The organism is Bradyrhizobium sp. sGM-13 (assembly GCF_018398875.1).
GTDB lineage: Bacteria > Pseudomonadota > Alphaproteobacteria > Rhizobiales > Xanthobacteraceae > Bradyrhizobium.
The window spans coordinates 297,773-318,770 of the sequence record NZ_JAGWDK010000001.1 but is presented as its reverse complement, the minus strand read 5'-3'; the positions used below and the strand labels follow the sequence as shown (position 1 = coordinate 318,770).

General features: G+C 62.3%; 16 protein-coding genes. 14 read left to right on the top strand and 2 right to left on the bottom strand.

Translation table 11 applies throughout. The features are described 5' to 3' along the window. Positions 1-122 precede the first annotated feature (122 nt). From KJQ96_RS01520 to KJQ96_RS01495, 6 genes are all read left to right on the top strand, one after another. Positions 123-1,037 (top strand): intradiol ring-cleavage dioxygenase, encoded by a 915-nt coding sequence (locus tag KJQ96_RS01520; protein ID WP_213284933.1) that lies wholly within the window; start codon positions 123-125, stop codon positions 1,035-1,037. 337 nt (positions 1,038-1,374) lie between these two features. After that, positions 1,375-2,691, top strand: a complete 1,317-nt coding sequence (locus tag KJQ96_RS01515; protein WP_213284932.1) for a CmpA/NrtA family ABC transporter substrate-binding protein — start codon at positions 1,375-1,377, stop codon at positions 2,689-2,691. 62 nt (positions 2,692-2,753) lie between these two features. Beyond that, positions 2,754-3,662: a nitrate ABC transporter permease gene (gene ntrB, locus KJQ96_RS01510; RefSeq protein ID WP_213284931.1), complete on the top strand. Its 909-nt coding sequence runs from the start codon at positions 2,754-2,756 to the stop codon at positions 3,660-3,662. A gap of 11 nt (positions 3,663-3,673) precedes the next feature. Continuing rightward, on the top strand, positions 3,674-4,468 hold the full coding sequence (locus tag KJQ96_RS01505; protein WP_213284930.1) for an ABC transporter ATP-binding protein: 795 nt from the start codon (positions 3,674-3,676) through the stop codon (positions 4,466-4,468). A gap of 33 nt (positions 4,469-4,501) precedes the next feature. Continuing rightward, positions 4,502-5,719, top strand: coding sequence for an NAD(P)/FAD-dependent oxidoreductase (locus KJQ96_RS01500; protein ID WP_213284929.1), 1,218 nt, complete (start codon positions 4,502-4,504; stop codon positions 5,717-5,719). 13 nt (positions 5,720-5,732) lie between these two features. Then, entirely contained in the window at positions 5,733-8,438 is a 2,706-nt protein-coding gene (locus KJQ96_RS01495; protein ID WP_213284928.1) for a nitrate reductase, read from the top strand. A 155-nt stretch (positions 8,439-8,593) separates the two neighbouring features. Here KJQ96_RS01495 and KJQ96_RS01490 read toward each other — a convergent pair whose 3' ends face one another. Both KJQ96_RS01490 and KJQ96_RS01485 read right to left on the bottom strand, forming a co-directional pair. Further along, a complete protein-coding gene (locus KJQ96_RS01490; protein WP_213284927.1) occupies positions 8,594-9,523 on the bottom strand; it encodes a response regulator transcription factor in 930 nt (309 codons plus the stop codon). Then, positions 9,513-12,884, bottom strand: coding sequence for an ATP-binding protein (locus KJQ96_RS01485; protein WP_213284926.1), 3,372 nt, complete (start codon positions 12,882-12,884; stop codon positions 9,513-9,515). The genes KJQ96_RS01490 and KJQ96_RS01485 overlap by 11 nt, the downstream gene beginning before the upstream one ends. A gap of 172 nt (positions 12,885-13,056) precedes the next feature. On the opposite strand from KJQ96_RS01485, the gene urtA reads away from it, so the two are divergent. The 8 genes from urtA (at position 13,057) to KJQ96_RS01445 (ending at position 20,891) form a co-directional block, all read left to right on the top strand. Then, positions 13,057-14,316, top strand: a complete 1,260-nt coding sequence (gene urtA / locus KJQ96_RS01480) for an urea ABC transporter substrate-binding protein (protein WP_213284925.1) — start codon at positions 13,057-13,059, stop codon at positions 14,314-14,316. Between the two features lie 122 nt (positions 14,317-14,438). Continuing rightward, entirely contained in the window at positions 14,439-15,365 is a 927-nt protein-coding gene (gene urtB, locus KJQ96_RS01475) for an urea ABC transporter permease subunit UrtB (RefSeq protein ID WP_213284924.1), read from the top strand. An 18-nt stretch (positions 15,366-15,383) separates the two neighbouring features. Further along, complete coding sequence (gene urtC / locus KJQ96_RS01470; RefSeq protein ID WP_213284923.1) at positions 15,384-16,529, top strand: urea ABC transporter permease subunit UrtC; 1,146 nt, start codon at positions 15,384-15,386, stop codon at positions 16,527-16,529. Positions 16,530-16,589: 60 nt separating this feature from the next. Then, positions 16,590-17,345, top strand: a complete 756-nt coding sequence (urtD, locus tag KJQ96_RS01465) for an urea ABC transporter ATP-binding protein UrtD (protein ID WP_213284922.1) — start codon at positions 16,590-16,592, stop codon at positions 17,343-17,345. Between the two features lie 66 nt (positions 17,346-17,411). Continuing rightward, a complete protein-coding gene (gene urtE, locus KJQ96_RS01460; RefSeq protein WP_213284921.1) occupies positions 17,412-18,101 on the top strand; it encodes an urea ABC transporter ATP-binding subunit UrtE in 690 nt (229 codons plus the stop codon). 37 nt (positions 18,102-18,138) lie between these two features. Beyond that, entirely contained in the window at positions 18,139-19,368 is a 1,230-nt protein-coding gene (gene fmdA / locus KJQ96_RS01455; protein WP_028347324.1) for a formamidase, read from the top strand. A 91-nt stretch (positions 19,369-19,459) separates the two neighbouring features. Next, positions 19,460-19,807: a zinc ribbon domain-containing protein gene (locus KJQ96_RS01450; protein ID WP_213284920.1), complete on the top strand. Its 348-nt coding sequence runs from the start codon at positions 19,460-19,462 to the stop codon at positions 19,805-19,807. 43 nt (positions 19,808-19,850) lie between these two features. Beyond that, positions 19,851-20,891 carry an aliphatic amidase gene (locus tag KJQ96_RS01445; RefSeq protein WP_213284919.1) on the top strand — a complete coding sequence of 347 codons (1,041 nt, stop codon included), beginning with the start codon at positions 19,851-19,853 and terminating at the stop codon, positions 20,889-20,891. Positions 20,892-20,998: the final 107 nt, after the last annotated feature.

Genomic DNA, 20,998 nt, shown 5'->3' with positions numbered 1-20,998 from the left:
GGCTGGCGACTGCGGTCTTGATAGCCGAAAAGTGTCCCCTGTTCCAACGGGCCGTGCTTATGCGGGCGGGAAGGGTGGTATAGGTTGACTCCAGCCATCGCATATCCCGCAGGACACTAAAAATGCGCCAATTCAGCGAGACCGAACTGACCGCCGCCGTCATCCGCAGCTTCGACAATACGCCTGATGCGCGCGCCAAATTCCTGCTGCAGGAACTGGTGAAGTCCCTCCACGACTATGTCCGCAAGACCGATCTCACCTTCGAGGAATGGGAATATGCGATCGATTTTCTAACGCGCACGGGCCAGAAGTGCACCCCGATCCGGCAAGAGTTCATTCTGCTGTCCGACGTGCTCGGCGTGTCGATGCTGGTCGATGCCGTGAACCACCGGGAGCGCGAGGGCGCCACCGAGACCACGGTGCTCGGCCCGTTCTATGTCGGCGAGCACAAGGTGACGCCGCATGGCACCGATATCTCGGCGACGCTGCCCGGCGAGCGGATGTTCGTGCAGAGCCGCGTCACCGACCTCGAGGGCAAGCCGCTGGCCGGCGTGCCGGTGGACATCTGGCATGCTGACGATGACGGCTTCTATGACTCCCAGAAGCCGGCTTATGCGACGGAAGGGCCGTCGTCACGGGCGCGTTTCATTAGCGATGCCGATGGAAGGTTCTTCTTCCGCACCATACTGCCGTGCAGCTACCCGATTCCGACCGACGGCCCGGTGGGCGAGATGATCGTGCAGACCGGCCGTCATCCGATGCGGCCGGCGCACGTGCATTTCCTGGTCGATGCGCCCGGCTATCAGCCGCTGATCACCCACGTCTTCATCGACGGCGACAAATACCTCGATTCCGACGTGGTGTTCGGGGTCAAGGACGAGCTGGTCGCCAGAATCGAAAAGCGTACCGATCCGACGATGCCGGACGGCAAGCCCGCGGGCGAGCCGTGGCACCTGATGAGCTACGAATTCCGCATGAAGCCAGGCGAGGGGAGCGCGCCGAAACCGATGATGGCGAAGACCGCGGAGGTTGCGTAAGCCGTCTGTTTTTGTGCCTGCTCAATTCTTGTGCGCCGCACAAGGATTGGGCGAATCGCAAATTTTGGATGCGGAACCGGTTTGTCGCTGGCTGCCGATTTTTGCGACGACGAATGAATAGTGTGTTGAAATAATTGTATCTTTTGCACTGCGGAAGGCTTGGCACGAAGCTTGAATAGCTTGTGTCGACGCCATTGAAGCCGTCCCTCGAGACCACTCATCCGAATTGTGAGCCGCCATTCCGGGGCCTCCCTGGAACGCGCCTTTCTGCGCCTGGCGCGGTGACACCAATCGGACGGCCCCGTTCAACGCACCGACGCAAAGGACAACGACGCCCATGACGAAGCCTACCCATCCGACCTCACGCGGTTTCAGCCGCCGCCAGCTCCTCAAGGCCACCGGCGGCACGGCAGCATTACTCGCCGCGGCCAAGCTGAATTTCCCGGCCGGCGCGTTTGCGCAAGGCGCGGGTCCGGAGGTGACCAAGGCGACGCTAGGGTTCATTGCGCTCAGCGACGCCGGGCCGCTATTCGTCGCCAAGGACAAGGGATTCTTCGCCAAGCACGGCATGCCCGACGTCGAGGTCGCCAAGCAGGCATCGTGGGGCACCACCCGCGACAACCTCGTGCTCGGCTCGGAAGGCAACGGCATCGATGGCGCGCATATCCTGACGCCGATGCCCTATCTGATCTCGGCCGGCAAGGTGACGCAGAACAACGTGCCGACCCCGATGTACATCCTGGCGCGGCTCAATCTTGATGCGCAGTGCATCTCGATTGCCAAGGAATATGCCAACCTCAAGATCGGGACTGACTCTTCGCCGCTCAAGGCCGTGTTCGAGCAGAAGAAGGCCGCCGGCAAGGCGGCCAAGGTTGCGATGACCTTCCCGGGCGGCACGCACGATCTGTGGATCCGTTACTGGCTCGCCGCCGGCGGCATCGATCCCGACAAGGACGTCGAGACCATCGTGGTGCCGCCGCCGCAGATGGTTGCCAACATGAAAGTGGGCACGATGGATGCCTTCTGCGTCGGCGAACCCTGGAATCTGCAGCTCATCAACCAGGGCATCGGCTACACCGCGGTCAATACCGGCGAACTCTGGAACAAGCATCCGGAGAAGTCGCTCGGCATGCGCGCAGCCTGGGTCGACAAATATCCGAAGGCCGCCAAGGCGATCCTGATGGCTGTTATGGAGGCGCAGCAATGGGCCGACAAGGCCGAGAACAAGAAAGAGCTCGCCACCATCATGGGCAAGCGGCAGTGGATGAACTGTCCGGTCGACGACGTCTATGATCGTTCGGCGGGCAAGTTCGACTACGGCATCCCCGGCAAAATCGTCGAGAACTCGCCGCACATCATGAAGTACTGGCGCGACTTCGCCTCCTATCCGTTCCAGAGCCACGATCTTTGGTTCATGACGGAGGACATCCGCTGGGGCAAATACGAAGCGGGCTTCGACAGCAAGGCGCTGGTCGCCAAGGTCAATCGTGAGGATCTCTGGAAAGAAGCCGCCAAGACGCTGGGCGTCCCCGCTGCCGAGATTCCGACCTCGACCTCGCGCGGCAAGGAGACCTTCTTCGACGGCAAGGTGTTCGATCCGGAAAACCCAGCTGCGTACCTGAAGTCCCTTTCGATTAAGCGCGTTGAAGTCTGATCAAGCCCGGGCCGCGCGCGGTTGCGGGCGGCCCGCTCATTGAACACGGAGATGCATTTTCAATGACGATGCCTGCGATCAAAGCTGAAGCCACTGCCATGGCCATTCCGACCGCTTCGCCGACCTCTGCGGCGCCGGTGGTGACGATGACGCCGAAGCCGGCGCCACGTGCCGAAAAATACGTCAAGATGGGCAAGGAGATCGCGGCGCGCGTCGTGCCGCCGCTGATCGTGCTGGCGCTCCTGATGTTGTTCTGGGAATTGGTTTGCCGTCGCACCGGCTCGACCCTGCCGCCGCCGTCACGCGTCTTCAAGGACACCAAGGAGCTGATCTTCGATCCGTTCTTCGATAATGGCGGCATCGACAAGGGCCTGTTCTGGCATCTGTCCGCCTCGCTGCAGCGGGTGGCGTATGGCTATTCGATTGCCGCCATCGTCGGCATCGCGCTCGGCACGCTGGTCGGCCAGTCGGTATGGGCAATGCGCGGGCTCGATCCGCTGTTCCAGGTGCTGCGAACTATCCCGCCGCTGGCCTGGCTGCCGCTGTCGCTCGCCGCGTTCCGTGATGGACAGCCGTCGGCGATCTTCGTCATCTTCATCACCTCGGTCTGGCCGATCATCATCAACACCGCGGTCGGCATCCGCAACATCCCGCAGGATTACCGAAACGTCGCAGCCGTCGTGCAGCTCAATCCGTTGGAGTTCTTCTCCAAGATCATGATCCCGGCAGCGGCGCCCTACATCTTCACAGGCCTGCGCATCGGCATCGGCCTGTCGTGGCTGGCGATTGTGGCAGCGGAAATGCTGATCGGCGGTGTCGGCATCGGCTTCTTCATCTGGGACGCCTGGAATTCCTCGCACATCAGCGAAATCATCCTGGCGCTGTTCTATGTCGGCATCATCGGCTTCGTGCTCGACCGTCTGATCGCGGGACTGGCGAAGGTCGTGACCCGCGGCACCGCGCTGAACTGAAGGATCAAGTCATGCAGGCCTATCTGAAGCTCGACCATATCGACAAGACGTTCACCCGTGGCAACGCCACGACGGAAGTGCTGAAAGACATCAGCCTGACCATCGCTAAGGGCGAATATGTCTCGATCATCGGCCATTCCGGCTGTGGCAAGTCCACGCTGCTCAACATCGTGGCCGGCCTCACCAGCGCCACAAATGGTGGCGTGCTCTTGGAGAACCGCGAGGTCAATTCGCCGGGACCGGATCGCGCGGTGGTGTTCCAGAACCACAGCCTGCTGCCGTGGCTGACGGTGTATGAAAACGTCAAGCTCGGCGTCGACAAGGTGTTTTCGTCGACCAAGACCCGCGCCGAGCGCGACGCCTGGGTGATGCACAATCTCAACCTGGTGCAGATGGCGCATGCCAGGGACAAGCGCCCGTCGGAAATTTCAGGTGGCATGAAGCAGCGCGTCGGCATTGCCCGGGCGCTGGCGATGGAGCCGAAGGTGCTTTTGCTCGACGAGCCGTTCGGGGCGCTTGACGCGCTGACGCGTGCACATCTGCAGGACTCGGTGATGGCGCTGCACCAAAAGCTCGGCAACACCATCCTGATGATCACGCACGACGTCGACGAGGCCGTGCTGCTGTCGGACCGCATCGTGATGATGACCAACGGCCCGAGCGCGCGGATCGGCGAAGTGCTGGAAGTGCCGCTGGCGCGTCCGCGCAAGCGGCTCGAGCTCGCGACCAACCCTGGCTACCTCAAGTGCCGGCAGCGCGTGCTCGAATTCCTCTACGAGCGGCATCGCTTCGTCGAGGCGGCGTAGGTTCATACGAAAGCGGGTAGGTGAGGACGTGCCATGAGCGAACCGCTCGTCATCGTTGGCAACGGCATGGCTGCCGCCCGTCTGGTCGATGAACTCGCCAAGGTGGCGTTAGGCCGCTACGCCATCGCCGTGATCGGCGACGAACCGCGGCTTGCTTATAATCGCGTGCTGTTGTCATCGGTGCTGGCCGGCGAGACAACGTCGCAGGACATCGAGCTGCGACCGGCGGCCTGGTGGCGCGACCGCGGCGTCACCCTGAAATATGGCTGCGTGGCGACCGAGATTGATGTCGGTCGCCGCGAACTCAAGATCGAGAACGACGAGAGCATTCCGTTTTCGAAACTGGTGCTGACCACCGGGTCGTCGCCGCTGCGGCTGAATGTACCCGGCGCCGATCTCGCCGGCGTGCACACGTTTCGCGATAGCCGCGACGTCGACTTGCTGCTGACGCTGGCCGCGCAGAAGAAGCGTGCCGTCGTGATAGGCGGTGGATTGCTGGGTCTCGAGGCGGCTTATGGCCTCGCCAAGGCCGGCGCACCGGTGACGCTGGTGCATCTGATGGACCGTCTGATGGAGCGACAGCTCGACGCGCCTGCGGCGGCGCTATTAAAATCCCTCGTCGAGAGCAAGGGCATCGAGATCCTGCTAAACGCCAACACGGCGAGCATTCATGGCGAGACGCGGGTTGAAGCCGTCGAACTGGCGGACGGACGCCGGCTTGAGGCCGACGCTGTGATCTTTGCCGCAGGCATTCGCCCGAACATCGCGCTCGCCAGGGAAGCCGGTATCCCTGTCAACCGCGGCATTGTGGTCGACGACCATCTGCAGACCGACGCCTCCTGTATATTCGCCATCGGCGAGTGCGCCGAGCATCGGGGCGTCTGCTACGGCCTGGTTGAGCCGGCCTATGAACAGGCGCGGGTGCTGGCGCGGCATCTCGCCGGGCGTGAAGCGTCGTACAGTGGAAGCATCGTTGCGACCAATCTGAAAGTTTCCGGCGTCAGCGTGTTCTCCGCCGGCGATTTTATGGGCGGCGACGGCAGCGAGGCCATCGTGCTCTCCGACATCAACCACGGCACTTACAAGAAGCTCGTGATCGTGGATGGGCGGTTAACGGGCGCGGTGCTGATAGGCGATGTCGCCGACGCGCTCTGGTATCACGAATTGATCCGCACGCGTCAGCCGACGGCCCGAATTCGCGCCGACATTATGTTCGGTCGCTCGCTCGCGATCCGTTCCGAGGCTGCATGATCGGATTGCTTGCATGACGGTTGTCGATCCCGATCTCCGCGTTGTCAAAACCACCTGCGCCTATTGCGGCGTCGGCTGCGGCATTCTGGCGACACCGGACGGGCGGGGCGGGGCGGCGATCTCGGGCGACCCTGATCATCCCGCCAATTTCGGCCGGCTGTGCTCGAAGGGCTCGGCGCTTGGCGAGACGCTCGGGCTGACGAACCGGCTGCTCTATCCGATGATCCGCTGCGGCAAAGGAACCATGGAGCGGGTCGCCTGGAGCGACGCGCTCGACCATGTCGCGCACAGGCTTCAGCATATCATCGCGCGCGACGGTCCGGGCGCGGTCGCGTTCTATCTTTCCGGCCAGTTGCTGACGGAGGACTATTACGTCGCCAACAAGCTGATGAAGGGCTTTGTCGGCAGCCCCAATGTCGACACCAATTCGCGGCTGTGCATGGCCTCGTCCGTCGCCGGCCACCGCCGCGCTTTTGGCGCCGACACCGTGCCGGGGTGTTACGAGGACCTCGACGAGGCCGACCTCTTGGTGCTGGTCGGCTCCAACGCGGCCTGGTGCCATCCGGTGCTGTACCAGCGCATGCTCGCCAACAAGCAGAAGCGCGGTGCGCGCATCGTCGTGATCGACCCGCGCCGGACCGACACCGTGGGCGACGACGATCTGTTCCTAGGATTGAAGCCGGGCACGGATACGGCGCTGTTCAGCGGGTTGCTGGTTTACCTCGCGGACAACCGCGTACTCGACCGCGACTACATCGAACTCCACACCACCGGCTTCGACGATGCTATTGCCCGCGCGCGCAGCATCGCCGGAAGCATCGGGGCTACGGCGCTCGCGACCGGCTTGCCTGAGGAGGACGTTGCGACGTTCTTCCAGGTGTTTGCCAACACGCCGCGGGTGGTCACCCTCTATTCGCAGGGCGTCAACCAGTCGGCGCAGGGCACCGACAAGGTCAACGCCATCCTTAATTGCCACCTCGCGACCGGGCGGATCGGCCTGCCGGGCGCGTCGCCGTTCTCCCTGACCGGGCAGCCCAACGCGATGGGCGGCCGCGAGGTCGGCGGGCTCGCCAACCAGCTCGCCGCCCATATGGGATTCACGCCGCCGGATATCGATTGCGTGCGGCGATTCTGGAAGGCGCCGCGCATCGCCACCCATGAGGGCCTGAAGGCGGTGCAAATGTTCGAGGCCATCGCGCGCGGCGAGATCAAGGCGTTGTGGGTCATGGGCACCAATCCGGCGGTGTCGCTGCCGAACGCGGACGGTGTTCGCGAAGCCCTGAAAAAGCTCGAGCTGTTCGTGATTTCCGAGAACGTGATCTCGAACGACACGGTGGACGCGGGCGCGCATGTGCTGCTGCCGGCGCAGGCCTGGGGCGAGAAATCCGGCACGGTGACCAACTCGGAACGGCGCATCTCGCGGCAGCGCGCATTTCTTCCCTCGCCGGGAGAGGCCAAGCCCGATTGGTGGATCATGGGCGAAGCCGCCAGGCGCCTTGGCTTCGGCGCGGCCTTCAGCTTCGCCTCGGCGGCGGATATTTTTCGCGAGCACGCCGCGCTCTCGGCCTTCGAGAACGTGGGCGCGCGCGACTTCGATATCGGTGCGCTGCAGTCGCTGTCGGACAGTGATTTCGATGCAATGACGCCGGTGCAATGGCCGGTTCGGCAGGGGACCGAGCCGCAAGCGCGCTTCTTCGCCGAAGGCGGGTTCTTTGCCAACGATTTCAGAGCCCGTTTCATCGCGCCGGAGATTCCGGCGCTGCGGACCGAGACCAGCGCGGCGCGGCCCTTGCGGCTCAACACCGGGCGCATCCGCGACCAGTGGCACACCATGACCCGCACGGGGATGAGCCCGCGGCTCGGCCAGCATCTACCGGAGCCATTCGTCCAAGTCCATCCGGATGATGCCGCAAAATACGGCGTCACCGACGGCGACTTCGCACGCGTCACCACCGACTACGGGCAATGCACGCTCCGCGTCATCGTCAGCGAACGCCAGCAGCGCGGCATGCTGTTCGCGCCGATCCACTGGAGCGAGGCCAACGCGACCGGCGCACGCGTCGGCTCGCTGGTAGCGCCCGTCACCGATCCGTTCTCGGGCCAGCCCGAGAACAAGGCGACGCCGGCCTCACTCGTGCCTTACGAATACGTCTTCCGCGGCTTTGCGTTGTCGCGCAAGCCACTCGAACTGCCCGCGCATGCCTGGGCAGCGCGCGTCGCCGTCAAAGGCGGCCATGGCTACCTGTTCGCCGACAATGCCGACGTCGCAGGCTGGCAATCCTGGCTGAAATCCATCGCGCGCGACGATCTCGCCGAATACAAGGACTTTGGCGGCGGCGTCTATCGCGCCGCATCCTTTGACGGCAACCGTATCGACACCTGCCTGTTCATCGGCCCGGCGCGCGACGCCGGCGACTGGAACGTGGTCAAGGACCTGTTTGCCGCAGATACGCTGGGCCACGACCAGCGCCGCATGCTGCTGTCGGGCAAATCGGTCGACGGCCTCGCCAACGCCGGCCCGATCGTCTGCGCCTGCTTCGGCGTCGGCCGCAACACGATTTGCGACACCATCGCAGCGGGTGCGCGTTCGGCGGCCGATATCGGGATGAAGCTGAAAGCCGGCACCAATTGCGGCTCCTGCATTCCGGAATTGAAGCGGCTGATCGCGCAGACTCGTGCGGATGGTTCCGAACAGCGGAAGCTAGCGGCGACGCATTGATTTCTCCGCGTTATTGCGAGGAGGGAAGCGACGAAGCAATCCATGTCTCCGCTTGTGGAGCGATGGATTGCTTGCTGTGCTCGCAATGACCGTGGGGCGAGATCGCTCCTCCCTCTCGCGATGAAGAACGGGGAGAGGGAGCGGCAGCCAGCCCTTCACCCCCTCCTGTTTTTCGCATTCACCGCGATCGCCGCCGCGGCGGTGCGGTTCTCGACGCCGAGCTTGGAATAGATCTGCTCGAGGTGCTTGTCGACGGTGCGGGGGGAGAGTCCCAAAATCTGCGCGATATCGCGGTTGGTCTTGCCTTTGGACAGCCATGACAGCACTTCGCCCTCGCGCGTCGTCAGCCCCAACTCGCTGGAGAACTCCACTGGCGCTTCCGCGCCGGAATCTTTCGCCAGCCGCAGCAGGAATTCGTTCGCGCCGAGCTTCCCCATATACTGCAGGCGAAGCTGCTCGTTGCCGTGACGCGTCGGCATGGCCGCGGCCTTTGCCGCGGCTTTACCCTTGCGCGCCTCATCGAGCCATTGCGGAATCGGCTCGGGCAGCACAACGTTATCGTCACCGTCGGCGGCGAGCGAGTCGGAGAGCAGCTTCTGCGCCTGCGGTGTCGCCCACATGATCTTGCCCGCGGCATTCACGGCGAGCAGATAGCGGCCGGAGACGTCGAGCGCGGCGCGCGCGCTCTGGGTCAGGCGGGCATTGGCGAGATGAACGCGGATGCGCGCCAACATCTCCTCGACCGCGATCGGTTTTGTCACGTAGTCGACGCCGCCGGCCTCCAGCCCGCGTACGATGTGTTCGGTTTCGGCCAACCCCGTCATGAAGATGATCGGAACATGCTCGAGCCCCGCGTCGCGCTTCAGCCGCCTGCAGGTCTCGAACCCATCCATGCCGGGCATCACAGCGTCGAGCAGCACGATGTCAGGCGTGATCTGGTCGACGATCCGCATCGCAGACGCACCGTCGAGCGCGACCATGACGGTCATGCCCGCGCCGTCGAGCGCATCGGTCAATAGCCGCAGCGTCTCAGGCGAGTCGTCGACGACGAGGGCGACGTCGCGCTTTTTTGGTTCAATGATCATAGCTGTGCAGGGCTTTCAGGGTCGCCATGTACTGGTCGAGATCGAAGCGGTCGATCAAGGCGCGCATTTGCGACACGAAGTCGGCATGTTCGGGGTAGTCATCTCCGATCTCGTCGAGCTTGACCTGGATCGCGCGGACGTAGCCCAGTTGCCCGAGCCCGATCAGTTCCTCGACATGTTTCACTGGCGGCCGCGAGCCGGTCTCCGGCCTCCAATGCGGGGCAGGGACATCGCCTGCCTCATACCGCCATTCGAGCTTGAGCAATTGCCGGATCGTTTCGAGCAGCTTGGGGATATCGATCGGCTTCATCAGATAGCCGTCGTGGAACGGTTGCGCCAGCGGCGCGCCATGCGCTTCAAGCGCGCTCGCCGACACCATCAGGATACGCGCCTGGTGATGGCCGCTTGCGCGCAGCGTTTCCGCCACCGTCCAGCCATCCATCCCGGCCATCGAGATGTCGAGCAGAAACAAATCCGGCCGGCAATGCTGCGCCAGCGCGAGACAGCCGGGTCCATCGGGCGCGCTGAGCAAAATGAATCCGAGCGGCGTCAGCACCTCGCGCAGGAGATCGCGGTGGGTCGGATCATCGTCGGTGATCAGGATCGTCTTGCGGGGGCCGTGATAGCCGAAGATCGGCGCCTCCACCGGCGCGATCCGCGTCGGATTGGTCACTTCCGACAGCAGGATTTTCACGCGAAACGTGCTGCCGTTGCCGACTTGGCTGGTCACCTTGATGTCGCCGCCCATTACGCCGGCCAGGAGCCGGCTGATGGTCAGCCCAAGCCCGGTGCCGGTCTGCGGCTGCGAGACGCCGAGCGCGCCGCGCTCAAACGGTGCGAAGATACGTTCGAGGTCGTCCGGCTGGATGCCGGGTCCGGTATCGATCACCTCGAACTCCGCAACGGGACTGCGGTAATGCACGACGAACTGGACGTTTCCGGTCTGCGTGAACTTCAGTGCATTTGAGAGCAGGTTGATCAGAACCTGCCGCAGCCGCTTCTCATCGGCATAGACGACGAGCGGCAGCACCGAGGGCCGCTTGAAGATGAAGTCGATGCCCTTGGCGGCGGCCTGAACACGAAACATGCCGACGAGCTGATCGAGAAATTCGCTCAGGCGGACCTCGTCGCGCGACAGATAAAGCCGGCCTGCTTCGATTTTGGAGATATCGAGGATGCCGTCGATCAGTCCCGACAAATGGTCGGCGCTGCGCCGGACCACGCGCACCTGGTCGCGGGGCTTTGCGGGGAGGTTGGAATCCTGCTCCAGCAACTGCGCATAGCCTGAGATGGCATTCAGCGGCGAGCGCAGTTCATGGCTCAATCCCACCACGTAACGGCTCTTGGCAAGGTTTGCCGATTCCGCGACTTCCTTGGCGCGCTGCAGTTCGGCATCGGTGCGCTTATGCGCGTCGATCTCGTGGATCAGGAGCGCGGTCTGCCGTCGCGTCTCCGCTTCCGCCGCGCGGCGACTCTGTTGCGCCAGCACGAACAACCATGCCACCACGCCGATGATGATGGTGAGCGCGAAGAACACCTTCCACAGCACGTCCGACAGCGCAGAATTTTCGATGGGCATTGCCGCCGAGGTCTGCAGGTAGATCAGCCCCAGCGTCAGCCCGACCAGCCCCGCGGAGACCGCGAACACGCCGAGATAGTGCCCGAACTGCGAATTGATCCGCGCGTAGATAGCCTCCGGCAACAGTTTCCCGAGCATGTTCGAGACCTGAGCGCCGGCGCGCGCATGCGGCTTGCAGAGATCGTGGCAGCGCGCATCGAGTGAGCAGCACAGCGAACAGATCGGGCCGGCATAGGCCGGGCAGGAGGCCATGTCCTCCGGCTCGAACGAGTGCTCGCAGATGCAGCACTGGATCGATTCGAGGTTCTGCCAGCTCCGCTTCGGCTTGCGCGCGATGTAATACTTGCCGTCGGTCGCCCAGGCGATCAGGGGCGCGGTGACGAAGGCAACCGCGAGCGCCACGAAGGCGGAGAGCGCTTTCGCCGTCGGGCCGAACAGGCCGTAAAAGGCAGAAATCGACACGATGGTCGCGATCGTCATCGCGCCGACGCCGACCGGGTTGATATCGCAGAGATGCGCGCGCTTGAACTCGATGTGCTGCGGGCGCAAGCCGAGCGGCTTGTTGACGACGAGATCGGCAACCAGCGCGCCGACCCAGGCAATCGCCACGTTGGAATAAAGCGCCAATGTCTGCTCGAGCGCCTTGTAGACGCCGATTTCCATCAACAGCAGCGCCACCAGAACGTTGAAGACGAGCCACACCACACGGCCGGGATGGCTGTGGGTCAGTCGCGAGAAGAAGTTCGACCAGGCGATCGAGCCGGCATAGGCGTTGGTGACATTGATCTTGATCTGCGAGAGAATGACGAAGGTGCCGGTCAGCGCCAGCGCCATGTCCGGCTGCGACAGCACGTAGCGGAAGGCCTCGAGATACATGTGCGCCGGCTCGGCAGCGTGCTCGCTGGAGACGCCATGGCTCAGCGCGAAGTAGGCGAGAAACGAGCCCAGGAGCAGCTTGAGCGCACCGAAAATGATCCAGCCGGGGCCAGCGCTGAGCAGCGCGATCCACCATGACGTTCGCGAGGTGCGGCGATCGCGCGGCAGAAACCGCAGGAAGTCGACCTGCTCACCGATCTGTGCAACCAGCGAAAACACCACCGACGCGGCGGTGCCGAACAGCAGCAGATCGAGATGGCCGCCGGCGTCGCCATGCTCGCCTGCGAATTTGCGCCACTCCGTGAACGACTGCGGGTTGGCGTAGGCGATCGCCACGAAGGGCAGGATGTGAAGCACGATCCAGATCGGCTGCGTCCACAATTGAAAGCGGCTGATCAGGGTAATGCCGTAGGTCACCAACGGAATGATGACGACGGCGCTGATGAGATAGCCGATCGGGCGCGGGATGCCGAAGCACATCTCGAGCGCCGCGGCCATGATAACTGCCTCGATCGCGAAGAAAATGAAGGTGAAGGAGGCGTAGATCAGCGAGGTGATGGTGGAGCCGATATAGCCGAAGCCGGCGCCGCGGGTCAGCAGATCAATATCGATGCCGCATTTTGCGGCATGATAGGCGATCGGCAGGCCGCAGAGGAAGATGATGACGCTGACGACAAGAATGGCTGATGTGGCGTTGGCCGCGCCGTAATTGAGCGTAATGGTGCCGCCGATCGCCTCCAGCGCCAGAAAAGAGATCGCGCCGAGCGCGGTATTGGCGACGCGGGCGGCAGACCACCGCCTCGCGCTCTTGGCGGTGAAGCGGAGCGCGTAGTCCTCCAGCGTCTGGTTGGCGACCCATTGGTTATATTGGCGCCTGACGCGGTCTATCCGCTGCCGCCCTGCCACCCGCTGCTCCTGCCCAGTTCGACCGACCCGCTTGGCCCAGCAAACTCCGTACCAAAACCTACGTCGCTATTTTGCGGTGCAATATACGCAATCCCACGTATCTGTGCAGTGCACAATTCTAGGCAATCCTCGCCTGACCAATAAGCGTTCTCGAACAAAAAATGGGGTGCTCATGTCAGACGAACCAAACAAGGGCTTGCAGTCTCCGCTTCGCCGCAAACTGCTGATGGGCGCGGCGGCCCTGCCGCTCGTTTCGATCCTTCCCCGGCCCTCATTCGGGGCAGGTCCCGCAACCGCCACCGTCAACACCACGGGGCTCGCGGTCACCGATACGGAGGTCACCGTCGGCATCCTGCACTCGGCCACCGGCACGATGGCCATATCGGAGACGGGCTCGATCCAGGCCGAAAAGCTCGCGATCGAACAGATCAACGCCGCCGGCGGCGTGCTCGGGCGCAAGATCAAGTTCATCCAGGAAGACGGCGCCAGCGACTGGCCGACGTTTGCGGAAAAGGCCAAGAAGCTTCTCGTCAACGACAAGGTCGCAGCGATCATGGGCTGCTGGACCTCGGCATCGCGCAAGGCGGTGCTGCCGGTCGTCGAGCAGTACAACGGCATGCTGTACTATCCGACCTTCTATGAAGGTCTCGAGCAGTCCAAGAACGTCATTTACACCGGCCAGGAAGCGACCCAGCAGATCCTCGCGGGCCTGAACTGGATCGCCAAGGAGAAGGGCGCCAAATCGTTCTTCTTCATCGGCTCGGACTACATCTGGCCGCGCACCTCGAACAAGATCGCGCGCAAGCACGTCGAGAACATACTGAAGGGCAAGGTCGTCGGCGAGGAATACTACGCGCTCGGCAGCACCCAGTTCAATTCGGTGATCAACAAGATCAAGCTGACGAAGCCCGACGTCATCTTCACCGACGTGGTCGGCGGCTCGAACGTCGCCTTCTATAAGCAGCTCAAGGCGGCCGGCGTCGACCTGTCGAAGCAGGCGCTGCTGACGATTTCGGTGACCGAAGATGAAATCGACGGCATCGGCGGCGAGAACATCGCGGGCGCCTATGCCTGCATGAAGTACTTCCAGTCGCTCGACAATGCCAACAACAAGACGTTCGTTCCCGCCTTCAAGAAGATGTGGGGCGAGAAGACCGTTATCGGCGATGTGACGCAAGCCGGCTATCTCGGCCCGTGGCTGTGGAAGCTGACCTGCGAGAAGGCCGGTAGCTTCGACGTCGATAAGATCGCGGCCGCTTCGCCCGGCGTGGAATTCAAGGAGGCGCCTGAAGGCTACGTGCGCATCCATGAAAACCATCACCTCTGGTCGAAGACCCGCGTCGGGCGCGCCAAGCTCGATGGTCAATTCGAGCTGATCTTCGAGACTGCCGATCTGATCGAGCCAGATCCGTTCCCGAAAGGCTACCAATAAGCGCGGGAAGCCTTCCCGTAATTTTCCAACCGCTCCCTGGCGTGGACCGTCAATCCGCGCTTCACGACCCCGCGTCGCGAATTCTCTCGCGACGCGGGACCTTCCTCCGGCGGAGAAGTCAGATGTTTGGCGACTATTCGATTGGCGATCTTGGCTCCATCTTCGTCATGCAGGGTTTTGCGGGCCTGATCCTGTTCTCCGTCTACGTGCTGATGGCGCTCGGCCTTGCGATCATCTTCGGCCAGATGGGCGTCATCAACATGGCGCATGGCGAGTTCATGATCTTGGGAGCCTACGTCACCTGGATGACGTCGAATCTGTTCCAGAGCTATTTGCCAGGTCTTTTCAGCGGCTACTTCTTTCTCGCGATGATGCTGGCTTTCCTCGCCTCCGGCGCGCTCGGTATGCTGGTGGAGTGGGGACTGATCCGTCATCTCTACAAGCGCCCGCTCGACACGCTGCTCGCCACATGGGGCCTCAGCCTCATACTGCAGCAGGCCTATCGCTCCGTCTTCGGGGCGCGCGAGGTCGGCGTCGAGCTGCCGCAGTGGATGCTGGGTTCGCTCAAGGTGACCGACAGCATCGAGGTGCCGATCAACGGCATCTTCGTGATGGGTCTCACCGTTTCGATCACGTGCGCGGTAGCGTACGTCATTTACAAGTCGCGCTGGGGCCGGCAGGTCCGCGCGGTCGTGCAGAACCGGATCATGGCCGGCGCCGTCGGCATCAATACCGAAAAAGTCGATCGCTACACCTACGGCCTTGGTTGCGGGATCGCCGGGATAGCGGGAAGCGCTTTTACCATGATCGGCTCGACCGGTCCGACCTCCGGGCAGCTCTACATTGTCGACACGTTCCTGGTTGTCGTGTTTGGCGGCGCCGCGAGCCTGCTCGGCACCATCGCGTCGGCGTTCTCGATCTCGCAAACGCAATCGACGCTCGAATTCTTCATGTCGGGCTCGATGGCCAAGGTTCTCACGTTGCTCGCCGTCGTCGGAATCCTGATGCTGCGGCCGCAAGGTCTCTTTAGCCTCAAGGTTCGCAAGTAAGAACAAGAAAGCACGGTCATGATCATCAACTCGCGCTTCTTCAATCGCTCCGAACTTATCGGCTTCGTTGCACTGGGTCTGGTCCTGTTCGTGATCCTGCCGCTGTCGCTAGATGTGTTCCGTCTCAACCTGGTCGCGAAATATCTGACTTACGCCTTTGTCGCGATCGGCCTCGTGCTGTGCTGGGGATATGGCGGCATCCTGAGCCTGGGGCAGGGCGTGTTCTTCGGCCTCGGCGGGTACTGCATGGCGATGTTCCTCAAGCTGGAGGCATCGAGCGTGGAGAACACCAAGATCCAGTCCACGCCCGGCATTCCGGATTTCATGGATTGGAATCAGATCACCGCGCTGCCGCTGTTCTGGCAGCCATTCCACAGTCTCACCTTCACGGTTCTCGCCATCATTCTGGTCCCAGGTCTCTTTGCCCTGATCATCGGCACGGCGATGTTCAAGCGCCGCGTCGGCGGCACCTATTTCGCGATCATCACCCAGGCCGTCGCCGCCATCCTGACCATTCTGATCGTCGGGCAGCAGGGTTATACCGGCGGCATCAACGGCATGACCGACCTGCGTACACTGAAGGGATGGGACATCAGACCGGACCACGCCAAGGTCGTTTTATACTTCTTTGAAGTGTTCCTGCTGTTCGGCTGCATCCTCATCGCGCAGTTCATCCGGCTGACAAAGCTTGGCCGCATCCTGGTTGCGATGCGCGAGCAGGAAGATCGTGTCCGCTTCTCGGGCTACAGCGTCGCCAATTTCAAGATTTTCGCCTTCTGCATGGCTGCGATCTTCGCCGCGATAGGGGGCGCGATGTTTGCACTCAATGTCGGTTTCATGTCGCCGTCCTTTGTAGGCATCGTGCCGTCGATCGAAATGGTGATCTACACCGCCGTCGGCGGACGGACATCGATCTTCGGCGCGGTGTGGGGTGCGCTGCTGGTCAATTTTGCCAAGACCGGCCTTTCGGAATCCTTCCCGCAGCTCTGGTTGTTCGGCCTCGGCGCGCTGTTCATCGCGGTCGTGCTGGCCTTCCCGAACGGCTTGTCGGGCATCTGGGCGGATCACGTCCAGTCGCGCATCGATCGCCTGGTCAGCTCGATCAAGAAGAAGTCCGGCGACTGGACCAGCAATTCGGTCGCCGACGGCGCGCCGGCAGAGTGAGGAGGACGTCATGCTCACCTCGGTTGCCGATGCCACACTGGCGAAATGAGGAGATAGATCATGCTCATCGGTCACCAGCCTAAACCCTTCCTGCTCGCGGTCGAAGCGCTCACAGTGTCGTTCGACGGCTTCAAGGCGGTGAACAATCTCTCCTTCTATGTCGAGGAGAACGAGATCCGCGTCATCATCGGCCCCAACGGCGCCGGCAAGACCACGGTGCTCGACCTGATCTGCGGAAAGACCAAGGCGACCTCAGGCTCGATCCAGTTTCGCGGCAAGGAACTGACAAAGCTGAAGGAGAACCAGATCGTACAGACCGGCGTCGGGCGCAAGTTCCAGACCCCGTCGGTGTTCGAGGATCTGACCGTGTTCGAGAACCTGGAAATTTCCTACCCGCGCGGCCGCACTGCGTTCGGCTCGCTCGTTTTCCAGCGCGATGATGCCGTCAAGCAGCGCATCGAGGAAGTCGCCGAGATGATCTTCCTGAAGGATCGTCTCGACATTTATGCCGATCAGCTCAGCCATGGCCAGAAGCAATGGCTCGAGATCGGCATGCTGCTGATCCAGGATCCGGAACTCCTGATGCTCGACGAGCCCGTCGCCGGCATGAGCGTCAGCGAGCGCGCGAAGACCGCCGAACTCTTGAACCGCATCATCAAGGACCGCTCAGTGCTGGTGATCGAGCACGACATGAAATTCGTCGAGGACATCGCCCACAAGGTCACGGTGCTGCACCAGGGCCAGATCCTGTCGGAGGGCACGATGGAGAAGGTCAAGAACGATCCCAAGGTGATCGAAGTTTACCTCGGACATTAGCGCATGATCCCGGAAAGTGGCATCCGGTTTCCGGACAAGGTCATGCGCAACAAATAAGGAGCGCTCATGCTGGCTATTTCGGATCTTCACGTCGCTTATGGTCAGAGCGAAGTTCTGCATGGCCTCAACGTGTCGGTCGCGCGCAACGAGATCGTCGCGATCATGGGCCGCAACGGCATGGGCAAGACCACGCTGATGAAGTCGCTGATGGGCATCGTGCCGACCAAGAGCGGATCGGTGAGCATGGCAGGCGCCGAGCTCAGCACGCTGCCGAGCTACGAGCGTGTCGCCAAGGGCCTCGCCTACGTGCCACAGGGCCGCATGATCTTTTCCACCATGACGGTGAAGGAGAACATCGAGACCGGCCTCGTGGTGTCGGGCGGCTCGGAGGTCCCCGAGGACATCTACGAATTGTTCCCGGTGCTGCTGGAGATGAAAGGCCGGCGCGGCGGCAATCTTTCCGGCGGACAGCAGCAGCAACTCGCGATCGCCCGCGCGCTCGTCACCAAGCCAAAAGTGCTGCTGCTGGACGAGCCGACCGAGGGTATCCAGCCGTCGATCATCAAGGATATGGCGCGCACCCTGAAGCGCATCCGCGACGAGCGCGGCCTGTCGATCGTCGTTTCCGAACAGGTGTTGAGCTTTGCGCTCGACATCGCCGACCGCGTGCTGGTCATCGAGAACGGCGAGATCGTCCGCGACGAGCCGCGCGACAGCGTCGATGCCGCGCAAGTCTCGAAATTCCTGTCCGTGTAAACCCGCAAACCATGCGGTCTTAAAAGGGGAGCTATCGATGCCAGAGACACTGATCAAGGTCGATCTTTCGAAATCGGCCTACGACAACGACATGATCCACAACCGCTGGCATCCCGATATTCCGATCGTGGCGTGGGTCAATCCGGGCGACGATTTCATCATCGAGACCTATGACTGGACCGGCGGTTTCATCAAGAACAACGATTCCGCCGATGACGTGCGCGATATCGACCTCTCGATCGTGCACTTCCTGTCCGGCCCGATTGGCGTCAAGGGCGCCGAGCCCGGCGATTTGCTCGTAGTCGACCTGCTCGATGTCGGTCCGTTGAAGGAAAGCCTGTGGGGTTTTAACGGCTTCTTCTCCAAACAGAACGGCGGCGGCTTCCTGACCGATCATTTCCCGCTGGCGCAGAAATCGATCTGGGACATCAAGGGTCTCTACACCTCGTCGCGCCACGTGCCTGGAGTAAATTTCGCTGGCTTAATCCATCCCGGCCTGATCGGTTGTCTGCCCGATCCGAAATTGCTGGCGACCTGGAACGAGCGCGAGACTGCGCTGATCGCGACCAATCCGACGCGCGTGCCGGGCCTTGCCAATCCGCCGTTCGCCGCGACCGCGCATGCCGGCCGCGCCAAGGGCGATGCCAAGGCAAAAGTCGGTGCCGAAGGCGCCCGCACCGTGCCGCCACGCGAGCATGGCGGCAATTGCGACATCAAGGATCTGTCGCGCGGCTCGAAGATCTTTTTCCCGGTCTATGTGCCGGGCGGGGGGCTCTCGATGGGCGATTTGCACTTCAGCCAGGGCGACGGTGAGATCACTTTCTGCGGCGCAATCGAAATGGCCGGCTGGCTGCATCTGAAGGTCGATGTCATCAAGGATGGCGTCGCCAAATACGGCATCAAGAATCCAGTGTTCAAGCCATCGCCGATCACGCCGAACTACAAGGATTATCTGATCTTCGAGGGCATCTCAGTCGACGAGGCCGGCAAGCAGCATTACCTTGACGTCCACATCGCCTATCGCCAGGCGTGTTTGAACGCGATCGAGTATCTTAAGAAGTTCGGCTATTCCGGCGCGCAGGCCTATTCGATTCTCGGCACCGCGCCGTGCCAGGGCCACATCTCAGGCGTGGTCGACGTGCCCAACGCCTGCGCCACGCTGTGGCTGCCGACGGAGATTTTCGACTTCGACATCATGCCGTCGTCGGCCGGACCGATCAAACACATCAAGGGCGACATCCAGATGCCGATCTCGCCGGACAAGTGATTCCCGCGCGAGAAGGGTGCGGGACGGCGCCGCGTGTCACGCCGCCCTGCATCCGTCGCGGAGCTACAAGGAAACATCGCGAGGAAACTAGATGCCGGTCTACGAATACCTCTGTAACGACTGCGGCCCTTTCACGGACATGCGGCCGATGGCCGAATGCGACGACCCGCAGGACTGTCCGAATTGCGAAAATGAATCGCCGCGCGTGATCCTGACCGCACCGGCGTTCTTCTGCATGCCATCAGAAAAGCGCAAGGCAATCGCCACTAACGAGCGCAGCGCCCATGCGCCGAAGACATCAGCGGAATACAAGGCTTCGCACGGTCCCGGCTGTGGCTGCTGTTCAACCGGCAAGAAGAAGCCGGCCCGGCTCATGACCAAGACCAAGAGCGGCGCCAAGGGCTTTCCAACCGCGCGCCCGTGGATGATCAGCCACTGAGGCTCGATACTTCCAACTCAAACCAGAACAAGAGGCGATCCCAATGCTCCACGGTGACATTTCCTCCAGCAACGACACGGTCGGCGTCGCTGTCGTCAATTACAAAATGCCGCGTCTGCACACCAAGACCGAGGTGCTCGACAACGCCCGCAAGATCGCCGACATGATCGTCGGCATGAAGCTCGGTCTGCCGGGCATGGATCTGGTGATCTTCCCGGAATATTCCACCCACGGCATCATGTACGACTCCAAGGAGATGTACGAGACCGCCTCGCAGGTCCCGGGGGACGAGACGGAAATCTTTGCCGAAGCTTGCCGCAAGGCCAAGGTGTGGGGCGTGTTCTCGCTGACCGGCGAGCGCCACGAGGAGCACCCGCACAAGGCGCCATACAACACCCTGATCCTGATGAACGACAAGGGGGAGATCGTCCAGAAGTACCGCAAGATCATGCCGTGGGTGCCGATCGAAGGCTGGTACCCAGGCAATTGCACCTATGTTTCCGAAGGCCCCAAGGGCCTGAAGGTCAGCCTGATCATCTGCGACGACGGCAACTTTCCGGAGATCTGGCGCGACTGCGCCATGAAGGGCGCCGAGCTGATCGTGCGCTGCCAGGGCTACATGTATCCCGCCAAGGAACAGCAGATCCTGATTTCCAAGGCGATGGCCTGGGCCAACAATGTCTATGTCGCGGTCGCCAACGCTGCAGGCTTTGACGGCGTCTACTCCTATTTCGGCCACTCCGCGATCATCGGCTTCGACGGCCGCACGCTCGGCGAGACCGGCGAGGAGGAATACGGCATCCAGTACGCGGGATTGTCGAAGAGCCTGATCCGCGACGCGCGCCGCAACGGCCAGTCGCAGAACCATCTCTTCAAGCTGCTGCACCGCGGCTATACCGGCATGATCAATTCCGGCGAAGGCGCGCGCGGCGTCGCGGCTTGTCCCTACGATTTCTATGCGAAATGGATCGCCGACCCCGAAGGGACGCGTGAGATGGTCGAGGCGATGACGCGTTCGACCGTCGGCACCGACGAATGCCCGATCGAGGGGATCCCGAACGAGGCGACGGCGAGCAATTACTAGCCGGTCAGCGTGCCACACATTCGAATGTCGTCCCGGCCCTCATGCGCAATTGCGCATCAGGAGCCGGGGACCCACAATCACAAATGTGGGTTGTGGCGCGGCGCTGC